The organism is Sporosarcina sp. 179-K 3D1 HS, assembly GCF_047228905.1.
In the GTDB taxonomy this organism is placed as follows: Bacteria; Bacillota; Bacilli; order Bacillales_A; family Planococcaceae; genus Sporosarcina.
This window is the reverse complement of record NZ_JBFEGI010000017.1, coordinates 26,854-49,146: the sequence shown is the minus strand read 5'-3', so window position 1 is coordinate 49,146 and position 22,293 is coordinate 26,854. Positions and strand designations below refer to the sequence as shown.

General features: G+C 38.9%; 21 protein-coding genes. 3 read left to right on the top strand and 18 right to left on the bottom strand.

Annotated elements, in window-relative coordinates; genetic code table 11:
• The first annotated feature begins 280 nt into the window (after window positions 1-280).
• Window positions 281-421 (top strand): PCYCGC motif-containing (lipo)protein, encoded by a 141-nt coding sequence (locus tag AB1K83_RS16980; RefSeq protein ID WP_413059394.1) that lies wholly within the window; start codon window positions 281-283, stop codon window positions 419-421.
• Window positions 422-590: 169 nt separating this feature from the next.
• Here the strand turns inward: AB1K83_RS16980 and AB1K83_RS16975 are convergent, their stop codons facing one another.
• The 13 genes from AB1K83_RS16975 to AB1K83_RS16915 all read right to left on the bottom strand — a co-directional run bounded on the left by AB1K83_RS16975 (window position 591) and on the right by AB1K83_RS16915 (window position 13,139).
• Complete coding sequence (locus tag AB1K83_RS16975; protein ID WP_413059393.1) at window positions 591-920, bottom strand: YdhK family protein; 330 nt, start codon at window positions 918-920, stop codon at window positions 591-593.
• 178 nt (window positions 921-1,098) lie between these two features.
• The gene (locus AB1K83_RS16970; protein WP_413059392.1) at window positions 1,099-1,425 is read right to left on the bottom strand and encodes a four-helix bundle copper-binding protein; all 327 of its coding nucleotides are present in this window, start codon (window positions 1,423-1,425) and stop codon (window positions 1,099-1,101) included.
• Between the two features lie 150 nt (window positions 1,426-1,575).
• A complete protein-coding gene (locus AB1K83_RS16965) occupies window positions 1,576-2,658 on the bottom strand; it encodes a stage II sporulation protein P (protein ID WP_413059391.1) in 1,083 nt (360 codons plus the stop codon).
• Window positions 2,659-2,769: 111 nt separating this feature from the next.
• Window positions 2,770-4,278 (bottom strand): multicopper oxidase family protein, encoded by a 1,509-nt coding sequence (locus AB1K83_RS16960; RefSeq protein WP_413059390.1) that lies wholly within the window; start codon window positions 4,276-4,278, stop codon window positions 2,770-2,772.
• A gap of 817 nt (window positions 4,279-5,095) precedes the next feature.
• On the bottom strand, window positions 5,096-5,317 hold the full coding sequence (locus AB1K83_RS16955) for a hypothetical protein (protein WP_413059389.1): 222 nt from the start codon (window positions 5,315-5,317) through the stop codon (window positions 5,096-5,098).
• Between the two features lie 88 nt (window positions 5,318-5,405).
• Complete coding sequence (locus AB1K83_RS16950; protein ID WP_413059388.1) at window positions 5,406-6,482, bottom strand: sensor histidine kinase; 1,077 nt, start codon at window positions 6,480-6,482, stop codon at window positions 5,406-5,408.
• Window positions 6,479-7,171: a response regulator transcription factor gene (locus AB1K83_RS16945; RefSeq protein WP_413059387.1), complete on the bottom strand. Its 693-nt coding sequence runs from the start codon at window positions 7,169-7,171 to the stop codon at window positions 6,479-6,481. Before AB1K83_RS16945 ends, AB1K83_RS16950 begins: the two co-directional genes overlap by 4 nt.
• Window positions 7,172-7,385: 214 nt before the next feature.
• Window positions 7,386-9,803: a heavy metal translocating P-type ATPase gene (locus tag AB1K83_RS16940; protein WP_413059386.1), complete on the bottom strand. Its 2,418-nt coding sequence runs from the start codon at window positions 9,801-9,803 to the stop codon at window positions 7,386-7,388.
• 152 nt (window positions 9,804-9,955) lie between these two features.
• Window positions 9,956-10,159, bottom strand: coding sequence for a copper chaperone CopZ (gene copZ / locus AB1K83_RS16935; protein ID WP_413059385.1), 204 nt, complete (start codon window positions 10,157-10,159; stop codon window positions 9,956-9,958).
• 90 nt (window positions 10,160-10,249) lie between these two features.
• Complete coding sequence (locus AB1K83_RS16930; protein WP_413059384.1) at window positions 10,250-10,537, bottom strand: metal-sensitive transcriptional regulator; 288 nt, start codon at window positions 10,535-10,537, stop codon at window positions 10,250-10,252.
• Window positions 10,538-10,555: 18 nt separating this feature from the next.
• Complete coding sequence (locus tag AB1K83_RS16925; protein ID WP_413059383.1) at window positions 10,556-10,972, bottom strand: rhodanese-like domain-containing protein; 417 nt, start codon at window positions 10,970-10,972, stop codon at window positions 10,556-10,558.
• Between the two features lie 441 nt (window positions 10,973-11,413).
• A complete protein-coding gene (locus AB1K83_RS16920) occupies window positions 11,414-11,890 on the bottom strand; it encodes a C40 family peptidase (RefSeq protein WP_413059382.1) in 477 nt (158 codons plus the stop codon).
• A 334-nt stretch (window positions 11,891-12,224) separates the two neighbouring features.
• Window positions 12,225-13,139 carry a plastocyanin/azurin family copper-binding protein gene (locus AB1K83_RS16915; RefSeq protein ID WP_413059381.1) on the bottom strand — a complete coding sequence of 305 codons (915 nt, stop codon included), beginning with the start codon at window positions 13,137-13,139 and terminating at the stop codon, window positions 12,225-12,227.
• 204 nt (window positions 13,140-13,343) lie between these two features.
• On the opposite strand from AB1K83_RS16915, the gene AB1K83_RS16910 reads away from it, so the two are divergent.
• Both AB1K83_RS16910 and AB1K83_RS16905 read left to right on the top strand, forming a co-directional pair.
• The gene (locus tag AB1K83_RS16910; protein ID WP_413059380.1) at window positions 13,344-14,270 is read left to right on the top strand and encodes an endonuclease I family protein; all 927 of its coding nucleotides are present in this window, start codon (window positions 13,344-13,346) and stop codon (window positions 14,268-14,270) included.
• A 161-nt stretch (window positions 14,271-14,431) separates the two neighbouring features.
• Window positions 14,432-16,540, top strand: a complete 2,109-nt coding sequence (locus tag AB1K83_RS16905; protein ID WP_413059379.1) for a copper-translocating P-type ATPase — start codon at window positions 14,432-14,434, stop codon at window positions 16,538-16,540.
• Between the two features lie 109 nt (window positions 16,541-16,649).
• On the opposite strand, the gene ccsB is transcribed toward AB1K83_RS16905, so the two are convergent.
• The 5 genes from ccsB to AB1K83_RS16880 form a co-directional block, all read right to left on the bottom strand.
• Window positions 16,650-17,834: a c-type cytochrome biogenesis protein CcsB gene (gene ccsB / locus AB1K83_RS16900; RefSeq protein ID WP_413059378.1), complete on the bottom strand. Its 1,185-nt coding sequence runs from the start codon at window positions 17,832-17,834 to the stop codon at window positions 16,650-16,652.
• Window positions 17,834-19,483 carry a cytochrome c biogenesis protein ResB gene (locus AB1K83_RS16895; protein WP_413059377.1) on the bottom strand — a complete coding sequence of 550 codons (1,650 nt, stop codon included), beginning with the start codon at window positions 19,481-19,483 and terminating at the stop codon, window positions 17,834-17,836. The genes ccsB and AB1K83_RS16895 overlap by 1 nt, the downstream gene beginning before the upstream one ends.
• Window positions 19,484-19,827: 344 nt before the next feature.
• Complete coding sequence (locus AB1K83_RS16890; protein ID WP_413059376.1) at window positions 19,828-20,538, bottom strand: cytochrome c biogenesis CcdA family protein; 711 nt, start codon at window positions 20,536-20,538, stop codon at window positions 19,828-19,830.
• A gap of 79 nt (window positions 20,539-20,617) precedes the next feature.
• A complete protein-coding gene (locus AB1K83_RS16885) occupies window positions 20,618-21,352 on the bottom strand; it encodes a sulfite exporter TauE/SafE family protein (RefSeq protein WP_413059375.1) in 735 nt (244 codons plus the stop codon).
• A gap of 18 nt (window positions 21,353-21,370) precedes the next feature.
• Entirely contained in the window at window positions 21,371-22,291 is a 921-nt protein-coding gene (locus AB1K83_RS16880) for a F510_1955 family glycosylhydrolase (RefSeq protein ID WP_413059374.1), read from the bottom strand.
• Between the last annotated feature and the right edge of the window lie 2 nt (window positions 22,292-22,293).

The following is a 22,293-nucleotide window of genomic DNA, read 5'->3' as shown; positions in this document are numbered from 1 at the left end:
CAAATTATTGACGAACTGTCTGCCTAACTTCCTTCTTATTAATTGAAGGTATGAAGGCTAACAAATTTGTGCCGAGTCTCTTTTCGCAAATGCAAAAAGTGTAGCGGCTGTCACCAGTGGGTGGAACAGTGACTCAATCATTTGAAGAATATACATACAGACTAACAAAACCGTTTGCCTATCGCAAATATATAAAAATCATTTTAGTTAGTACTTGTCGGTGACTTTCAATCGATAACCAGGAAGACGGGTCCGTCGTCTGTGAAGACCTTGGTACTCGGTGCCTTGTTTGCCAGAAACCGCAGTCCGATCCGTCCACCTTAAGCAAGAAGGCAAATCGGTGAAAGAGATACGTCAATTTATTGATGACACTTACAAAGAAGGCTACGCAGAACCAACTGATACCCCGATGTCTGGTTAAAACACAAAGAGGGACTGTCCTATTAGTCATTGAAAGCTGACTTTCATGGACACCTCTTTTTTTTCAAATAACCGATTCCTCTAAAAAGCAGTAATATATAAGCAAATATTCAGGTAAGCATTCCGGTAATTGAATAAGCTGCATAAATTTTTTTTACTTCTTTAAATCATTATTTAGCGGAAAGTTCACTTTCCGTAACCCATTTATGATTTATCACTCGCTTTCCTCCTGTTGTCGGTGTATACGAAACAGAATAGGCCACGGTATCATAAGCACCTACGATAGTTGCTTCAGCATCTTTCATCCCTTTCATATGGTCTGCTTCAATAATTGCCTTGCTTCCAACCTTAAACGTTGGGTTTTCCGCCACTTTCAAGGTTGCAGGGACCTCACTTGAGCCAGAATGCTCCATGACCATTTTTTCATTATTGGATTCATTGTTGTTACCTGAAATTTTTTCGTTGCTGTTATTTTTACCACATCCACTAATCACGATCATTATTACGAAAGATAAAATTATTAATTACTTTTTCATTCATTAACACCTCTCAATTCTTTTATTGAACATATGAAATCATTTCTTCGTTTCACACTACCATCATTCCCCCGGTAAAGAAAAAGAGCTATTAGAAGATATTAAATCTCCTCAACAGCTCTATTGATGCGTATGTCTCTATTTAAGCAATCATTTGACGGCATGTCTCAGCACACTTTCGACAAACCTCAGCACATCGTTGACAATGATCATGTTCATGTTTAACGCACTCCTCTGCACAGCGTTCACAAATATCTGCGCAAAGCTCCAATATCTGTTTAGTAAATGGGCTATTGCGCGAGATTGCTTGCGCTGTAAAAGCACATATATCCGCGCATTCTCGATCCAATCGAATGCACTCGGCCATCATCTTAACATCTTCCTCTTTTAGACACGCATCAAAACATGTGTTGCATGCCTCCAGACATTCTAAACAAGCTTTAAGGCATTCTTCGAACTTTGAGTTCATGAAATAACCTCCTACCAATTTGTTTTCGGTAGTATTTTGCCCTTAAAAGCCGGTTTAAAACGTAAAAGAAAGAACTCCTTAAAAAATCCTTATTTAACCATCCTATATTAATTTTTTACTTTGATAAATATGCCTACATTAACTACTTGATTAATTTTCTCTGTGCCAATAATAATCGCTTAACACTTCTGCTAAAGCTTCGGTAGTCCGATGGAGCTCTTCGACTGTATTATCGACACCGCCTATTTCTACTATAACGGAGTTTGGGGAAATATCTTGATTATAGACTCCATTGCCTTGACTGCCATCTTTTTTGAGAATCCCTTTAGACAAACCGGGATACTCAGAAGAAAGAAGTTTGTCCAAGCCGTCCGTAAATGAAAGATTCTTTTCATAGTTTTCATGTCCCGTACCCACAACAAATAACAGACGAGCAAAACTATCTCCATTTATAACTTTAGTGGTAGAATTTTTACGCAATGAATCTCGATGTATATCCAAGAAAATTTCCAGATCTTTGTTTTCTTTACGTGCAGACCGAACCAGTTCCCCCGATACCTTATATGAATAGGTATAGTCTAACCCTTTTAAATTTAACTCTTGTACAATATCGGTAGAATCCACATTTGTTCCTACCCCTCTCCTCTCAAGTGCCCGTCCAAGCATTTCACCGACCAACGTAATATTCGCTTTCGAATGGTATGCATCCTCCGGTTTATCCGTGTTTCTAAAGTATGGTAAAAAAGATTCTCTACTATGAGTATGATAAATATAAATAACATCCTTACCAAAAGTAGAATGCCAAGAATCTTTCGGAATTATAGGCGACTTCATATTTTCAAATAGCGCATCGAACCTATCTTTATCAAAGCTCCTATCTTTTAATATATCTTTCATAGCAGGCCCGTATTCATCCCTATCTACATGTTCTAAAGGAATATCCGGCTCATTGATCCCATTGAATGCTTCATCATCTGGAGAATCAATAATTTTACCTGACGGATTCGGGAGACCTGACAAATCCTTTAACGGATCCATTTTGTAATTGGATATAGAAGATAGTTTCTCTGATAAAGAGTTTTCTTTCATTTTATCTCGCGGAAAAAAAACTGTTAGTAATAAGACTACTAGCAACCAAACAATAAAAAGAATAGATGCTATATAAAGTAAGATCAATAGTAAAGCTTTTTTCTTTTTAATTTTATTTTTTTCTTTATGTTCTGTTGGAAACATTATGTGATTCACCTTTAGTTAGCAGAATAGAGTTAAATTTAATACATATTTTAAAAAAGCCAGTGTAATCTAATCAACACTGGCTAATTACGGACTTTCACGCATTCTTTATTATTCTACCTTTATTTGTCCCATCATGCCATTGTCCTCATGTTCAAGAATATGACAATGGAACATATACACTCCTTTATGCTTAAATTGTATAGCTATTTTTACTCTCTCATCAGGTTTTATGGAGAAACTGTCCTTCCATCCACGTTCATTTTCCGGTGGTTCTTCACCGTCTCTGGAAAGTATTTTAAATTGCGTTCCGTGAATGTGGAATGGATGAATCATTCCACCCATCATGTCCGGTTTATTGTAAATTTCCCATACTTCAGTGACCCCTTGCTGTTGTGTAAAGTCAATTCTTTCCGGATCAAACTTCTTTCCATTTATCGTTACCATGTCCATCATCCCAAAGAGTTCCACTTTCTTTGTGACTGGCAAGTCTAATTCTTCTTCTGTCATTGAAAAGTCATTCATCTCTCCTGGAATCCTGCTAATCGATCCGCTTTGATCAGAAACCTCAAATGGTAAAAGAACTGACCCATCCTCATTTATTAACGCCAGGTCATTATCTGTATTGAGCTGTGAAAAGTCAACAATAATTTCTGCTCTCTCAGAAGGCGTCAGTGTAACTTCTTTTAATGTCACCGGTTTATTCAAGAAACCACCGTCCGTTGCGGTTTGAACAAAGGAATCTCCTGTATTCAATTTAAATGTAAAGTTCCTTGCATTCGATCCATTTAATAAACGTAGACGGACTTTCTCTTTATTTACAGTCAATTTAGGATTCAGAGTCCCATTTATCAATAACGTATTACCAATTGTGCCATCAACATTCATTGCAGCGTTATAATTCAATTGTTTCTGTTCATCAAATGTTCGATCTTGAAAAATCAAAGGAATGTCATTCTTGCCATAATCATCTGGTAGTCCAAGACTTTTCGAATTTTCATCATCAATATAAAATAATCCGGCAAGTCCATTATAAACCTGTTCAGCAGTTTTGCCTTCAGGATGGGGATGGAACCATAAAGTTGACGCCTCTTGAGCCACTTTGAATTCAATCACTTTTTCCTCTCCCGGTTTAAGAGCATCGTGAGGTCCTCCATCTATATCTCCAGCCACTTCCAGCCCATGCCAATGAAATGTTGTTTCCTCATCCAATTCATTTATTGTTCTAATTTTAACTGTTTCTCCTTTTTCGAAACGAAGCAACGGCCCTAAAAACGATCCATTGTATCCATACGTTACCGATTCAGTACCATCGAATATTTCAGTTTTTCCTTTTTGCGCTCGGACAGTGTAGACCACTCCTTCCTCATCATCGCGTTCAAGTACGGGAGGAATTTTTAATTCATTTTCACCTGTTGAGTCATTTAAACTTACCACCTGATCATGACTCATATGACCCTCCATCATGTCAGACATCATATTGGAATGATCCATTTGTTCCATAACTCCACCCATTGTTGAATTATCTATTGCCTCGTCAGGCTTAGAATTATTACTACTGCAACCGCTGATAACTAATATACTAATTGCAATTGCAGCTACCTTTATCTTTGTTCCCATCTATACATTCCCCTCTCTTCTAAAATTATTTCTTTTTTAGTGTAACAAGAAAATATGAAAAAATTATGCAAATAATGGAGGATATATATGAAGAAAATTGTCATAATAAATGCAGAGATTTTGCATACTTCATAGGAATCCTAAATGGGAGAGGTTGGTATTTATCCAATTTAAAGACACAAAGTCTGATTTCTGCTGGGGAATTTCAGGTCAAATAAAGCCGCATTTCTACAGCAAATGCGGCCGTTCTCTAAAGAAGATTGTCTACTTACAAAAATACTATAATATAAATTTCTACCACTTTATGTTAAATTAATTTTATGTCATCTGTGTTGTTTTCGCTGCCCGTACGGGGTAGTACCTCTCGGTTTGTACACAGACAATATTGTGATTACAAGCAACACTAGTAGGCCACCCCCAGCGTGAAGGAGTTCACTCCACAACCCGTCGAGTTCGGCATTTCCCGTTTTTTTCGCTACACCTGCTAGGAAGCTCACAGTCTGCATGTTGAGTAACAAGACAGCGATGGCTAGAATGGTTAGCAGGAGTTTAAAAAGGACCCAATAATGTTTAAACAAGCCCCACTTGGTGCCTAGAGACATCACCAGCCCGGTTAGTAGCGAGGTGAGGGCCAAGGGAACGATGGCAAACCATCCTATCAGTTCCATTGCTATCCATACAGCATGCACCGTCCGAACATCTTGACTTGAGAGAGCGGCAACGACAAGTGTTAGGAATCCAACGACCGCGCCGATCCAGCCCACCGAAGAAGTGATATGCGCAGTAAGTGCGAACTTTCGGAGGCCTGATGTCATAGTCATGGCTTTTTCACACCTTGTTCTATGCCGATGGAAGATGGCATGTGGCGACCTGGGCCGTGTTTACCACCGCTGACAAACATGATGATGACAACCAGTAAAACTAGAACTATTGTGACAATCCCAGACACTTTCACCCATCGTGGTGTACTGGTGGTCGAATCGCGGTCAAAAATATGTGTATCCTCCTCTGTTGCACGTCGTGATAATATTTTTTTCATTTACATGTCCCTCCCAAGTATTCTTGGTCTCCTGGTGCCAAATTAGTATAGCAATGTTTTATGAACGGATGATGAACGGAGAATTACCCTATTTCATGTTATTAGATTTGTTCAGGGTTAATGGGAGCGTAAAAGTGAAGGTTGTTCCTATGCCTACTTCACTTTCCACTTGAATGTCGGTTTGATGAAGAGCTAATATATGCTTAACAATGGATAAGCCAAGCCCCGTACCCGCCTTTTTAGTTCGGGCTATATCCGCTTTATAAAATCTTTCCCAAATAGATTGAATGTCTTCTTGACTGATTCCCGGTCCATAATCTCGAATCGAAACCACCGCTTGTTCTTCTCTCTTCAAAAACACTTCGATGGTACTATCATAGGTGGAAAATTGTACTGCATTTTGAATCAAATTAACGATTACTTGATCTATCCGATCATGATCAGCAAATACGTAGATGTCTTGTACTTCCCCAGATATCAATTCCACGTTCAGTTTTTTATTTACAAACTCAGTATCCATACGAGCCATGACTTGGCGAACCAGCTCTGACAAATTAAAGAGTTCCGGGCGAATTTCCAACTGCCCCGATTCGATTTGAGACATGTCCAGAAGATCATTTACCAGCTTAATCATTCGCTCAGTTTGTTCTTTCATGACGGTAAAATAATGACGTTTTTTATCATTGGGGATTTTATCATCCAGAAATGCCCGAGCAAACCCCTGAATCGAAGTAAGAGGGGAGCGTAAATCATGGGAAACATTGGCGATAAAATCCTTTCTCATCTGATCCAAGCTGGCCAACTCATGCGTCATATAATTGAACGTCTCGCCCAATTGCCCAAGCTCGTCACGTGTCTTGATGTTGACTCTCTGATGAAATTGTCCCCTAGCGACAAGAAGGGCAACCCGATTTATTTCCCGAAGTGGAGCGGTAATTCTTTTGGTAAGGTAAAATGTAAATAAACCTGTAATGGTTATCGAAATAATAGAAGATGGTATAAACAAGTATTTCAATTGGTTAAAACCTTCAAGATTTAAGTGCAATTCAGTCAGGTTGTTCTTAAATAACAAATATGAAGCGATAGCAAAAACGAGATGTGACAAAATTAATATAACGATATGAGTGATAAACAGCTTCAAAAAAATACTTTTTATTCGAATCACTGGTTGTCCACCTCAAATTTATATCCAACTCCTCTTATGGTTTTCACTCTCCAATATGGGTTAGGATCTCCCAATTTGTCTCGAATCCTTTTAATATGCACATCTACTGTTCTCGGATCCCCCTCAAAATCCAAACCCCATATTTGTTCCAACAATTGCTGACGAGTGAATACTTGATTTGTATATATTGCAAGAATATGAAGCAACTCCATTTCTTTAGGTGCCAAACCGATTTCTTTTTCATCATAGATTACCTTGTATTGTTGAAGATTAATCTCCAACAAAGGAAGTTCAATAATCTCATTTGTATGTAATGTCGGGTTGGCTCGCCGCAGTACCGCTTTGATCCGTGCCATTAATTCGTTCGGATCAAAAGGTTTCACCAAGTAATCATCTGTCCCTAGATCGAAACCTTTTAGCTTGTCGTAACTTTCGCCTTTCCCGGTCAACATGATGATGGGGGTTTTATCATATCTCCTTATTTCCTTGCAAACTTCCCAGCCGTCCATTTCAGGCATCATAATATCCAGAATGACTAGATCAGGGGGGCTATCATGATACATTTCTAACCCTGTCATTCCATCGTTTGCAATACTAACTTTATACCCGCCTTTTTCCGCGTATAAAATGATCAAATCACAAATGTAAGGATCATCTTCAATAACGAGAATTTTAATTTGTTTGTTCATTCCTCGGCCCCCTTTACGTCTTATAGTAGCATCTTTTCATGAACAGAACGTGAACGCAATCGGTTAGAAGACGAAAGGAACGACAAGTGGTTTAAGATGATAATCAAGGTAATATTGAGATGCCTTGAAGTATTCTTTATAAATACGCTTCAAAAAGCCCATACCAACTCTAAAAAAGGAGTTGGTATGGGCTTTTTTGGATATTTTTGTTTTGTTAATGCTTTACATTCACTTTTTGTAGACGCAAAGCATTCAACACCACAGATACCGAACTGAATGCCATCGCTGCACCCGCTACCCAAGGCGCTAATAAGCCGATTGCTGCAATCGGTATCCCGATCGTATTATAAATAAATGCGAAAAATAAGTTCTCCTTAATATTCCGCATTGTTTTTCGGCTCATGATAATCGCATCTGCAACACTGTTTAAATCTCCCCGCATTAATGTGATATCAGCTGCTTCTATGGCGATATCCGTTCCGGTACCAACCGCCATTCCGACATTTGCCATAGCAAGTGCTGGCGCATCATTGATACCGTCTCCGACCATCGCTACTTTCTTGCCTTGTTCCTGAAGTTTTTTAATCTCTTCACTTTTCTGTTCCGGCAGCACTTCTGCAATTACGTTAGTCAGGCCTACTTGACGCGCAATGGCCTCTGCAGTACGTTGATTGTCACCCGTTAGCATAATGACTTCCAGACCTAACTCCTGCATTCTGGCAATCGCTTCTTTTGAAGTATCTTTTACGGTATCGGCTACTGCGACAACACCAGCAAGTTTAGTATCAACAGCTATAAGCATCGCCGTTTTCCCTTCGCTTTCCAGCTCCTCCATCGATGCTTCTGAATCCAAAGTTGCAATGTTATGCTCTCTCATCAATTTTCTTGTTCCAACCAACACTTCCCTACCATTTACTTCAGCCCGAATCCCAAATCCTGGTAAAGCTTCAAAGTCAGTCGCCTCAAGAAGTGATAAACCTTTCTCCTTTACACCTTTAACGATTGCTTGTGCCAAAGGATGTTCGGATTGGTTTTCAGCCGTACCAATCAATTGGAGAACTTCCTCTTCATTAAAGCCTTCAGCCACCAAGATATCTGTTAAAGCAGGTTCGCCTTTTGTAACGGTTCCCGTTTTATCCAAGACTATAGTATTGATGGACTGCGTGTTCTCCAAATGCTCTCCGCCTTTAAAGAGAAGACCCATTTCAGCAGCTCTACCCGAACCTGCCATAATCGAAGTCGGTGTTGCCAAGCCAAGTGCACATGGGCAAGCAATGACCAAAATCGAGATGGTCGGAATAAGCGCCGAACGGAAATCATCCGGTGTCACTGCAAAATACCAAATGAAGAAAGTGGCAATCGCAATAACGACAACAACCGGTACGAAAACTCCGGAAATTCGGTCTGCCAAACGCTGAATATCCGCTTTTGATCCTTGTGCCTCTTCAACCACTTTTACAATTTGTGCTAACGCTGTATCTTTTCCTACTTTAGTTGCTTTGATTTGTAATGAACCATTTTTATTGATTGTTGCCCCGATTACTGCGTCACCGGCAATTTTATCAATCGGAATACTTTCCCCCGTAATCATTGACTCATCAATTGCAGAACGTCCTTCCAAAATTTCTCCGTCTACCGGAATCTTTTCACCCGGCTTGACTAAGATTATATCCCCTGCCACGACTTCCTCGATGAGAACTTCTTGCTCAACGCCGTCTTTCAGTACCCGCGCAGTTTTCGCTTGTAGGCCAAGCAGTTTTTGAATGGCCTGACTCGTTTTTCCTTTTGCACGAACCTCAAATAACTTACCAAGCACGATTAAAGTGATAATGACAGCGGCGGCTTCATAATAGAGCTCCGGATGTCCAACGCTTTCTGCATTCATCCATTCGAATGATAAATACAAACTGTAGAAGTAAGCCGCGCTCGTACCAAGTGCTACCAATACATCCATATTGGCACTTTTATTTCTTAAAGCATTAAAAGCACTTCTATAAAATGGACCACCAATGATGAATTGAACTGGTGTTGCAAGCGCCAGCTGTACCCATGGGTTCATCAGAATATCGGGCAAATAGATGAACGATAAAAATTCAAAATGCGCAACCATCGACCATAACAGTGGTAGTGTCAAAATGGACGAAAAAATGAACCTTCTCTGCTGTTTACTAATTTCCTGTTCTTTGTGATCCATCTTGTCTTTACCATCTTGCTGTGGAATCAAATCATAGCCCATTTTCTTAACAGCTGTGATCATGTCAGAAGTTTTAACTTGATTACTGTCATATTCGACTGCAATCGTTTCTAACGCAAAGTTGACATTTGCGGTCGCTACTCCATCCATCTTACTGATTCTTTTCTCAATCTTCGTCGCACATGCTGCACATGTCATACCCGAAATATCAAAAGTAGCTTTTTCTTGAACGACATGATAGCCGAGCTTTTCAACTCTTTCTTTAAACTCATTGACATTCGTTTTATCCGGGTCATAGACGATTGTTGAACTTTCCAATGCAAAGTTGACAGTTGCTCGTTCAACACCTTCAATTTTGGAAAGCCCTTTTTCAATTCGGTTGGCACATGCTGCACAAGTCATTCCATCAATTTGCAACGTTTGTTCTTGAATTGCCATTTAGCATCCCTCCTATACACAGTGGGGGTATATTTATTTGGAAATTAAAGATCATACCTGAAGGTACGATCTTAACTTCCGCCTTCTACCCCCACGTGGTATAAACGGAAGATTATTTATTTCCTAAACACTCTAACACATAATGCACGGAATCAGGCAATGTCATACCCTTGCTCTTCAATCGTTTTTTTAATCTGATCCAATGTTGTTTTCTGGTTGTCAAACTCTACAGAAACTTCCCCCCTGCCAAGATCCACCTTTACGGAAGAAACACCTGTAAGATTCCCAACGCTTTCCTCGATTGAATTGACGCAATGGTTACATGACATTCCTTGTACTTTCAATGTGTCTTTCATTTTGACGACCTCCTAGTCATTTATTGCTTTTAATTTACTATACCCCTGTATGGTATGTCAAGGGATAAATAAAAAGTTTTTTTCAGCTCTTTATTTCGTCATTGTTTTCATGACATCCATCAATTCCTTAATGGCATTTTCACCGTCTTGCCCTTTAATCGCATTCGCTACACAGTGGTGCGTGTGATCTTCCAGCAAGGCCAAAGAAACTTTATTCATTGCTGATTGAATGGCGCTGATTTGATGTAAAATATCAACACAGTAACGGTCATTCTCTATCATTTGATGAATTCCCCTCACTTGCCCTTCAATACGTTTCAAGCGGTTAAGAAGTTGTTGTTTATTGGGCTGGACCGTTTTTCTTGTTGATTCCTGCATGACTACCCCTCCTCGTAATTATTTTTCCAACTTTCCTGTCCATTTAGCAATACCACCATCGAGATTATAAACTTGCTTGTAACCGTTTTCTAACAAGAGATTCCCGCTTTCCATTCCCATTCGTCCTGTATGACAAACAAATACAACATTCTTATCATTAGGCAGTTCAGTATATCTCGACGGTATCTCCTCAAATGGGATGTTTATCGAGCCGGGTACCCTACTCTGTGAAAATAATTCCGGTTCCCTTAAATCGACAATAACCATATCTTCTTTACTGTTGATCTTTTTCATAAGCGTCTTCGTATCAACTACATGCAGTTCAGTAATATTTTCCGAAACTACTTTCGATGTTCCATTTAAGGAGGCCACTACCGTAATACCAATAGCTACAATCAATCCAGATAATATCACAAGCCTGTTTCTCCTATTCATATATATAGCTCCTCGCACGATAATATATACCCCGTACCCCTATATTATCATTCCTTTGTTACAAGGGCAAGCATTATTTGGTAGTCAATTCCATTTAATAAATTTGTTTCTATTTCGCTCAATGTAAAATGGGCAACCATCTATTAAATTAAGAAGGATGCCTAGTTTAATTCAAGAAATTACTTGTACGAAACTGCAGTAAATATTGCTGCGTCCGCTTCTTCTACTGCTAGAAACGATAAATTGGCGTGCATCTTTTATAAAAGATGCACGCCAATAATTTGCAAAAAATGTTTGTACGTAATTGTAATTATACTACAGCGACTCTGTAAGATTTGCTTCCACGGGGAATTTGATTTTCATGTCTAACACGTTGATTCATCTTAGAAGGATGAACCAAAATTTCTATTAATGCGGAGATTGCTTCAAAAACAAGATACTTTAATTTTTAGAAGCAATTTTGACGTTTGATATACGTTTGGCTCCCGCATATTTAGGAGCCCAATAAGAATCCGTCTTAAGATTGGCTTTTAGAACACCGCGACTCTTAGCTGAAATGAACTCATTATTCCCTATATAAATCCCTGTATGCGAAATACCTTTTTTATATGTATTTGCAAAAAACACAAGATCACCAGGTTGCAAATTGTCTTTATTTACTGAAGTTCCCACTCTAAATTGATCCGCTGATGTTCTTGGTAGGTTAATGTCAAAATTATCAAATACATACCTGATATAACCCGAACAGTCAAAACCGGCCGGGGTTGTCCCACCGAACTTATACGGTGTTCCATAAAACTTTTCAGCATAGGATGCAATCTCATTTGTCGTTGCCGCACTAGCTTTACTCTCTGTTAGAAATGGTATTGAACTAATAAGAAACACAGCCATTAGTACTTGGATAACACGATTCTTCATTTTCCACCCCACTGTTTTTTTTATGTCTGCTTTCGACATTTTTTCTATTGTCTAATTCTGTTTAACTTTAGCATAAAAAATATTATAACTGCTTTACGGTTACGTTACATTCTGGTAACTAATTTAAGGAGATTTTAAGGAGATTTTTCCAACGAACTGCTTTAACTACAAGCTATCTGCTATTCTGCAACATGAAACTACCTAAAAAAGAAAAAAATCGCCTAAAAGTATTTAGACGATTTCTTATATGTTGATAATATGTAATTTTTAATGGTTGATTTAGGGTGAAATATGCGATTTTCTAGGTATTTCCCCATAAATTATACCCTAACATTTAGTTTACAATCAGTTTACCAACCATACCAAATTCCTTGTGGCCCGGAACAGTACAAACATATTCATAAACTCCAGTCTCAGTTGGAGTAAATGTCAATTTTACCATACTATTTGGAGTCGCATGTAGATGTATCGCATTTTTTTTCATTTCATGTTTATGCTTGAATTCGTTAGTCATATTTTTGAAAGGCATTTCTATTTCAATGTCATGTTCGATATTATCTAGATTTTTAAGGGTGAGTGACACCGGTTTGTCTTTCTCCATAATAATTTTATTTTTTGAATACCTCATTTCACCTGTTTCTATAGCAACCTTTTGTATAGAGAGATTTTCAGTTGACTTAACTGTTGTTGAAGCATCACTTGATAATTCAGGCTTTGTTTGAAGGCCTAAATCTCCAGCTAATGAACTCCCTCCGATTAGATACACAGCAATGATACCCGAAAGTAGAAAAGGTTTTAATAGCCACTTTTTATTTTGTACTTTTGAATTATGAGGGGTTATTAAAATAGCAATAATAAAAATTGTACTAAATGATAGAAGTAAAAAAATCTGTATCAAACTATTCGATTGTTCCGCATCAATCATTTCTCCTACCATTGCCCCCATCATACCACCCATTATTCCAGCCATAAACCCTTCTAATACCGAAAGAATTCCAAAACATAATCCGCATATTGATCCTGCAAATACGCCAATAGCCATCGAAAGAATCGTTGTAAGGAATAGGTTTCCTTGATACGTTACACCTAATAGAACACCTGCAGTCAATCCCACATTCATCGCAAAAAACATAGAAATAATCATTCCTTGCATTGTTTGAAACTTTTTTTTCCAGATTAGAGCTAAAATAATTACTATAATTGTTAACAAAGCTAGTGACCCAAATACAAAATATAAATAGTTTTCCATTTATCCCCGTCCCTTTAAACTTAAAATATATACCTTATAAGGGTATGTTTTATATACAAACAAAATGAATGTTTGAGAATGGGGATACGAAGAAACATTTATAGAGGGTATTTGACCATTATGTGGAAGCTTGTGTATAATGCTATTTTTTTAACTACCAATTAGTTTATTTTAGTTAAGAAAGGACAAGAAAGGATGGACGTGATGGGTGAAAGTAAAATAATTCAAAGGCAATTGAAAGAATTAGAATGTATGGAGAACTGTGATCCGGAATTTCTGATTGCGGAATTAATGCGAAATCAAGATAAAATAAAAACAAACCACGAATTGTACTATGATGAAAAACAAGATAATTCATGGAAAGAACATTATTACTGTAATATCTCTTTTAACACCGCGACATCTAAACAGTTACTCATACTGTTACAAAGTTTAGTTGAAAAAACTCATAAATTTAAATATCCATACTATGTGAGTAAAGATCAGTATCTGTATACATGGGTAGATCTTCAGCCAAACGGACAACTAATAAGCATCTATTCCGGAAAACAGAAAAATCCTCATCAAGTTATTGAAGACGAATTCGCAACCATTCAGAAAAGGTTTGAAAGTTATCGAAAACTTATTATTAGCAAAAATGACTCTCCTAAGGATATTAAAAAGAAGGTTCAAGTAATTTCAAACCATCATAAATTTAATGCTGAGCACGTCGTGCCCCAATCCTGGTTTAGAGCTAAAGAGCCAATGAAAGGAGACTTACATAATTTATTTGCTTGTGAACCGCAATGTAATAGTATCCGATCAAACTTTCCATATTACGAATTTAAATTAAATGAAGACAAGAAAATAATTCGTAATCACTGTGGATCCTATGGAATAGGTCGCTTTGAACCGGAATCTGGAAAAGGAACTGTAGCCCGTGCCACTCTATATTTTTTATTACGTTATCCTAAAAATATTTTAAAAAGACATAGAAAAGCAATAAATATTCCGTTGTTATTTCGGTGGCATGAGCAATTTCCTGTGACCGACTATGAAAGACATAGAAATCTAGCGATTTACGAGATTCAAGGAAACCGAAATCCTTTTATCGACTTTCCCGATCTGATAAGAAAAATAGTATTTGTATAACAAATGACGCTCTAAATTCTCCAAAAGAAATCGCAGTTACTATAGCGTCCATTGACCGAATGACCAGAAGACACAATTTGGATAGTGCATAGTTTCTGCAAATTAAACAGCTATAATAAATTTATACCTAAACTGGCATAAACTAGAAAGGAGTTTTTTGTATGTCAAATCGTCATCACCACAACGACCATGGACTAGAAAACCATCATGAAAATGCAAGACACCCTATTCACGATGATAAACATTCCCATGAAGGCCATGGCCATCACGATCATCATAATCACGATGTACAACATTCTCATGGAAATCATCACGGACACCACGATCACCATGCGCATATGGTTGAGGATTTCAAGAAGCGATTTTACATATCTCTAATTGTTACAATTCCTATTTTGATTCTTTCACCGATGATTCAAATGTTCCTTGGCGTTGATTGGCGTTTTACAGGGGATAATTATATTCTCTTTGTTCTCTCCACTTTTGTATTCTTTTATGGAGGCTGGCCTTTTCTTGCAGGGACAAAGGATGAGCTGAAAGATAGAGCCCCCGGCATGATGACGCTGATTTCATTGGCCATTACCGTGGCATATGTGTATAGCACAGCTGCGGTATTTGGCTATGCAGAAAACGATTTCTTTTGGGAGCTTGCTACACTAGTTGATATTATGCTACTCGGACACTGGATTGAAATGCGTTCCGTTATGGGAGCTTCAAAAGCTTTGGAAGAGCTAGCCAAATTAATGCCTTCTGAAGCGCATCTCATCGATGAGGACGGAAATATTACAGAAGTGGACGTCACGGAGTTACAACAAGGAGATCATGTTCTCGTAAAACCTGGAGAAAAAGTACCTGTAGATGGGATGATACTTGAAGGTAAATCTACAATTGACGAATCAATGCTGACTGGTGAATCGGTCCCTGTCGAAAAAGGAGCAGGCCTAGAGGCGATTGGTGGGTCCATTAACGGCGAAGGATCACTTGTCATTTCCGTCATGAAAACTGGAAGTGAAACGTATCTATCTCAAGTTATTACTTTGGTTAAAGAAGCACAGGAATCCAAGTCAAAGGCACAAGACCTTGCCAACCGGGCTGCAAAGTGGCTGTTTTATGGGGCATTGGCAGCCGGTCTGATCACTTTCTTCATCTGGACTTCACTCGGTTATCCGGTTGCATTTGCGATGGAGAGAATGGTCACAGTACTGATTATTGCATGTCCCCACGCTTTAGGGCTGGCAGCCCCATTAGTAGTCGCCGTCTCAACATCCATTGCGGCTAAAAATGGCCTTCTCATACGAAATCGGGCCGCTTTTGAAGGCGCGCGAAATATTGAAGCAGTCGTTTTTGACAAAACAGGGACACTTACGAAAGGTGAGTTTGGTGTAACAAATATTTACACATCCCCAGATTTCAGTGAAGAAGATGTCATTTCCTATGCAGCCGCGGTCGAGGCTCAATCGCAACACCCTCTTGCAAAGGGTGTAACTAGGAAAGCGGAAGAAATGGGTATCCCTCTTCAAAGAGTAGAGAATTTCCAATCATTGACCGGTAAAGGTCTGGAAGGAACTGTTAATGGAAGGCAGGTCTTGGTCGTCAGCCCTGGATATGTGAAAGAGCAAAACCTTCAATTTGATGTAGTTCAATTTGATAAATGGTCCGCAGAAGGGAAAACTGTCGTCTTCACGTTGGTCGATGGAGTCTTTGCAGGAATGATTGCACTTGCGGATATCGTACGTGAAACAGCAATAGATGCCATCAATCAGTTAAAAGAAATGAATATCAAATCTATTATGCTGACCGGCGATAATGTAAAGGTGGCGCATTATATAGGTGAACAACTCAAAATGGAAGAAATTTTTGCTGAAGTCCTTCCACATGAGAAGTCCGAAAAGATTGAGCATATCCAACAAGTTGAACGACTTCGAACCGCTATGACTGGAGACGGAGTAAACGATGCCCCTGCTCTTGCAAAAGCAGATCTCGGCATTGCTGTAGGGGCAGGAACAGACGTTGCCATCGAAACTGCTGACGTAGTCCTTGTTAAAAGTAATCCACTCGATGTCGTCAATATTATAAAACTTTCGAGGGCTACCTACCGAAAAATGACACAAAACTTGTGGTGGGCTGCTGGCTATAATATTCTCGCAATTCCCTTGGCTGCGGGAGCTTTATATAAATTTGGCGTTGTTCTCAGCCCCGCAATAGGCGCAATATTGATGTCGCTAAGCACTATAATCGTAGCAATTAATGCAAGATTGTTGAAAATTTAAGATGTAACGATACTGTTCGAATGTCATATTTTCCATATAAAAAACTCCATGAAGATATTTTCTCATGGAGTTTTTATACGTTGTAAAGGAAAGGAGGAAGTACATCTGCTCATGCGTAGGAATGCAGCCCTGCAATAATCAAGTTAACCGCAATTAAATTAAACATGATGATGATAAAGCCAATAACTGCGAGCCATGCTGATTTTTCACCTTCCCATCCACGGGAGAGCCGTAAGTGAAGATATGCCGCATAGAATAGCCATGTAATGAGCGCCCAAACCTCTTTCGGGTCCCAACCCCAAAATCTGGACCATGCCTCATGTGCCCAAATCATAGCGAAAATTAGCGCTCCTAGTGTAAATACCGGGAAACCAATCAGGACCGATCTGTATCCAATCTCGTCCATAACTTGAGAATTCGCCTTTTTTGCGAAAGGCTGAAACAATGTAGCAATAGGACGACGTAAAATAAGCCTTAGCAACAAATAGAGCACTATCCCTGCTGCAACTGACCAGACGAACGTCGTTAGCGTTTTCGCATTGACGATTGCTGGCATTTCGGCAAGTGGTGTCATCTTGTCAGGCGTGAGTGATTCATACTCATTCATTCCGAATAATGGCGGGTAATTATAAACAATTTGAGCTGGTTGTTCATTTTTATCAATATAAGTAAATTTTGCTTCATACCCCATAATCGCAAATGTCGTAGAAGATAGGATAAATCCGACCACCAGAATGAGTGTAAACACTACTGATTCCAACCAAAAACGCTGCTTTGATTTTTTCGACAGATCAATGTTTTTCAATAGAAAGATTAGACCTGCTACCGCACTGATAGCGAGAATCGCCTCACCGATCGCAGCTGTAATCACATGAATCGTCAACCAGTAGCTTTTTAAAGCGGGAATCAATGGAGTAAGCTCCCTTGGGAACATACTCGCATACCCGATCATTACAACTGCTAACGGCAAAGCAAACAATCCGAGGGATGGTGTGCGATAAAGGAAAAATATTAAGATAAATGCCCCGATAATCATCATCGCAAATGCGGTTATAAATTCAAACATATTACTGACCGGCGCATGGGCAGAAGCAATCCATCTTGTAATGAAATAACCTAAATGGGTAATGAATCCAAGGATTGTAATAACAATTGCAATCTTTCCCCATCGATTATTTTCATAAGTATCTTTTGATTTCGCACCTTTTACCGCTCCCCCAAAGAATAACGTTGCGACAAGGTATGCGACGAAAGAAACGAACAATAAATTTCCACTCAAAGATGCTAATTGCATTATTTATTGGCTCCTTTCCTCTTGTTCATATCAAAGTCATTATCCTGTCTGTCTTCACATAGAGGCAAGTTAGCATAGACTTTCACTTTATCAAGCTCCTTTTTAAAGCCAAACCAGTTTTTATTTGTATGACCCGCTAGGAAAAGTTCATTTCCTTCTCCTTTTTGAATCCATATTCTCCGATGATTCCAATAAGAGCCCTGTGCAACCCCGATCATGAATATGATGCCTCCGAGGAGCAAGATATACAATGTCTTATCTTTCCGTACGACAAGTCCGGTAATATTACGAGTTTCGGCACTGACAAACGTTGCTTTATAGTCATTCACTTCCGGTTCAAACGTTTGACGAATCGCCACAAAACTCATTTCTCCGTCAGGCTTGGCCGGTGTTACCATTTTGAAAAAAAATGCGGGATTGTTCGGTATGGGTGACTTTGATTTTGGTTCACCATTCTCAAAGCCGTCATAATCTGGATAATAATCTTTCAGTTCCACATATGCTCCTTCATTTAGTTCATATAAACGCTTGGGATTGAGAAGATCAACCGTAAAATTGCCAAATGATTTATCGGTAGACTTTTCCGTTAATTGGAATGTCATCGATTTTAATTCGTCTAGTCGGTAGTCCATCTGAAAAACGTTGAATCCGTCAAAGTTTAGTGGATCATTGACGATAATTGAATAATCTTTCACAAATTCCATCTGCTCTGACTGACCCGGTAGCCCCCCCTCTGGGTCTTTATATAAGGTGACATCGGATTGATAATTTTTCACGATTGTCCCAACGCGGTCTATCGCCTGGCCAAACACGGCATCTTCTTCTTTCGAGTAAGTCTCGATATGGAACTGATTGTTCTTTAAATAATATCCGGGGGCACCTGGAATGGCACGCGTCTCTCCTTCCCGGAGCCAGAGCGCTTCATCGACATAAAAGCCAGGAAGTCCTCGTAATAAAACACCAAACAGGAAAATGATCAATCCCGTATGATTGACGTAAGGGCCCCATCTGGAAAAGCGGCCTTTCTCCGCAAGTAGCGCTCCTTCTTCTGTCTTCACATGGTAACGGAGCTCTTTTAGTTTCTCTGCTGCTTGAACCAGTGAACTATCAGCATCTTTTACTTGACCTTCACCGAAAATTCTTTGCTTCTTTAAGAAAGAAGAATGTCGTTTGGTGCGTTGTTTTTTTAACGATTTATAGAGTGGGACGACCCTATCAATACTAGCGATAATAATGGACGTACCAAGCATTCCAATCAGCGTTATGAACCACCAGCTATTGTACATATCATAAAAGCCGAGCTTGTAATAAAGGGTTCCTATAAAGCCATAATGTTTTTCGTAATATGCTAGGATATCGGCCTCAGTAACTGCCGGAACAAAAAATTTCTGTGGAAAAAGAGTTCCAATTGCGGATGTCGCAAGGACCGCGACAATGATAGAAATTCCAACCTTAACGCTTGAAAAGAAATTCCACACCTTGTCAATAATGGATCGCTTATAGGTTTGCGATCTTCTCGCCGATCCCTCATAGCGCATGTCGAAAAGATCGCTCTTTTTTGCCTCTTCTGTCTGTGGTCTTCCACATTGCTCACAAAGTACAGTACCGAATGGATTTTCATGACCACAAAGACATTTAATTTTACTCATTTTTTAATGTACTCCTCCACTATTTCTCATTTTTTTACGGATGAAAATATCAGGATTTATACCAAAACTCCATAAAGCATCTCCATATCATTGTACTTAGCAATTATGCAGTATTCATGGAAAGCATTAGACAACTGTGTGAACTACTATATTTCCTTTATATTTATTTGATTGTTTAAAAATAAAAAATGTCCACCCTATACGGCGGACATTAATATTGAAGCTTGACATCATTCTGTTGCCTCACATATTTTTTTATATTTTCATCATACTTCAAGAAATTTTCGAGCAGACATGAAGCAATCCTTAATTCTTTATTTTAAGCTTTTCATGCTTCTGTCAAATCAGAATCCCATAAAACCTCCAAAAAACGGACTCAACCACCTAATAATGTACGTTAATCCATCGAAGAATAGCAGTACGCCCAACGCAATCATAAGATATCCTCCGACTTTCGTTATTGTCCGATTGTGTTTTTGTATCCATGAAACACGAGTTATGAATAGGGAAAGTAGGAAAAACGGGATTGCAAATCCGAGAACATAGGCAGTCATATACCATACACCCGCCCCCGGATTTTGAGAAGCGATCATAAATACCGCGCCCGTAATTGGTCCGGTACATGGAGTCCATCCTGCTGCAAATGCAAGTCCTATTAGGAATGTACCCACATAGCCGGTCGGACGATTCTTAAATTGCAATTTTTTCTCCTGCATAAGAAACTTAGGCGTAAAGAATCCCAATATCATCAATCCAAAAATGACAATGAATATTGCCCCTACCTGACGAAGGAGGTCCTGGTGCTGATAAAAAAACGTACCTACAAGCGATGAGCTATATCCAAGAAAGATGAAGATGACTGAAAAACCGATTAGGAAGAAAATCGTATGGAGTATTCCACTTTTTCTAAACCGTTTTTTGTCAGACTTCAAATCATCAAGCGACATGCCTGTTATATATGATACAAACGCCGGATATAACGGTAACGTACATGGAGATATGAAATTCAAAAACCCCGCGCCAAATGCAAGAAACAGGTTCAAATCAGTAAACAACTAGCTTAGCTCCTTTTTTGTACAAACCAATACGACAATGTAGTCAATTTAACTCTCTGTTGACCAATCATCTTTTGAATTAAACTCCCCAATAAGTAATCGTATCCACGATACCAATAAAAACAAGAATAACGCCCGCCAAGCGTTGTACAATTCTTCCTGTCTTCATGCTAGTCTTCATAATAAGTCGCTTTCCATCAAAGAACCATATTAAAAGAAAAAGAAGAATAAGCGGAAGCGAAGTGGCTACTCCGAAAACAACGGGCAAAACGAAACCGTAAGATGTAGAGACAACCAAAGGCATTAACCAAAGGAAAAAAAGCACAAACATCGTTGGACAAAAAGCAAGAGAAAAACTTGCTCCCAATATAAAAGAACCAAGCTTTCCATCTCGCAGCCGCATAGGAATAAGCCCCGTTATTCGAATGAGGAATCGTAGCTTAAGAATCCCCAACAAAACAAGCCCTGTCATGATAATAAGTGGACCAATCGCTTTGCGGAAAAATGGAAAATATTCGGTTAGTGATGTTTCAAATGATTCCCCAAAGGACCACGTTAATAATCCGAGCAAACTGAATACTGCCACTTTGCCTGCAATAAAGGAAATAATTTCTCCTATGTCACTCTTCATTTGGATTGTCCGATTCCCATATAAAGTAATTGCACTCATATTCCCCGTAAGCTGGCAGGGCGCAACAGCCCCGACCAAGCCTAGTAGGAATGCGACCATCAGTGGATGTTGGTCAAATGAATTTATCAGGACTGTAACGGGTTCAGTAATTGTTGTACTGATTTTAGACATCCATCCATACATTTATGACACCGTCCAGTTTCATTTCACTAATTCACCATTTTTTGCAAGCCTATCCCAATTGAGCCCTTCATCTTTCGTCAAATAAATATCATTCGTATATGTTGCGAAGACCATCTCTTTTTCATTTTCTGGATTTACTGCTATAAATACTATTGGATCGACTTTCTCATGCGGTAGCTGAATTTCCAATTCTTGATCACTTCCGAATGTAAAGAACTTGAGTTGCACTGTTTCATTTTCAAAGCTCGAGTAGTATCCTCCATCGTCAGACAATGTCACATAAAGAACCATTTTTGTATCATTGAATGCTTCAAAGTTTTCACCATAATCCTTTGATAAATAGATTCCTTCTTTACTACCGATGGCAATCATCTCTTTCTGTGTCGGATGGGCAGCCAAGTTCGAGATGAAATCTGAATTGAATCCATTCATAGAAGCCTTATTCCAAGTTGCACCTTCATCCACTGTATAATGAAAACCTCTAGACATCTCATTGGTAGGCATTTCATTTATTACATAGACAGCATTTGAATCATAACCTGCTCCAAGGTAATGGAAATCGATTTCTCCATAGAACGCCAACTTTTCAAAGCTGGCGCCCCGATCTATACTTTTGATAAGACCTAGCGGATTTTTATAGTCGGATCCCGGTTCGGGGTGGCCGCTTGAGAAAAACCCTTCACGAATTGCTTGAAACCCCATATAATCATGCTTCTCGCTATTCGCTTCTTTCCATTCCTCATTGTCATATTCGTATAGTCCATCGTGTGTTGAAATTATAATTTCAGGTCCGCCATTTATATATCCTAATCCGTGTAAGTGTTCAAATTTATTGTTTTTTACTTTTTCAAATGAATAGGTTTCACTTTCTTTATTACAAGCCGACATGATAACGACCAAAGACATTAATCCTATAAGGATTTTAAAATTCTTGAACATAC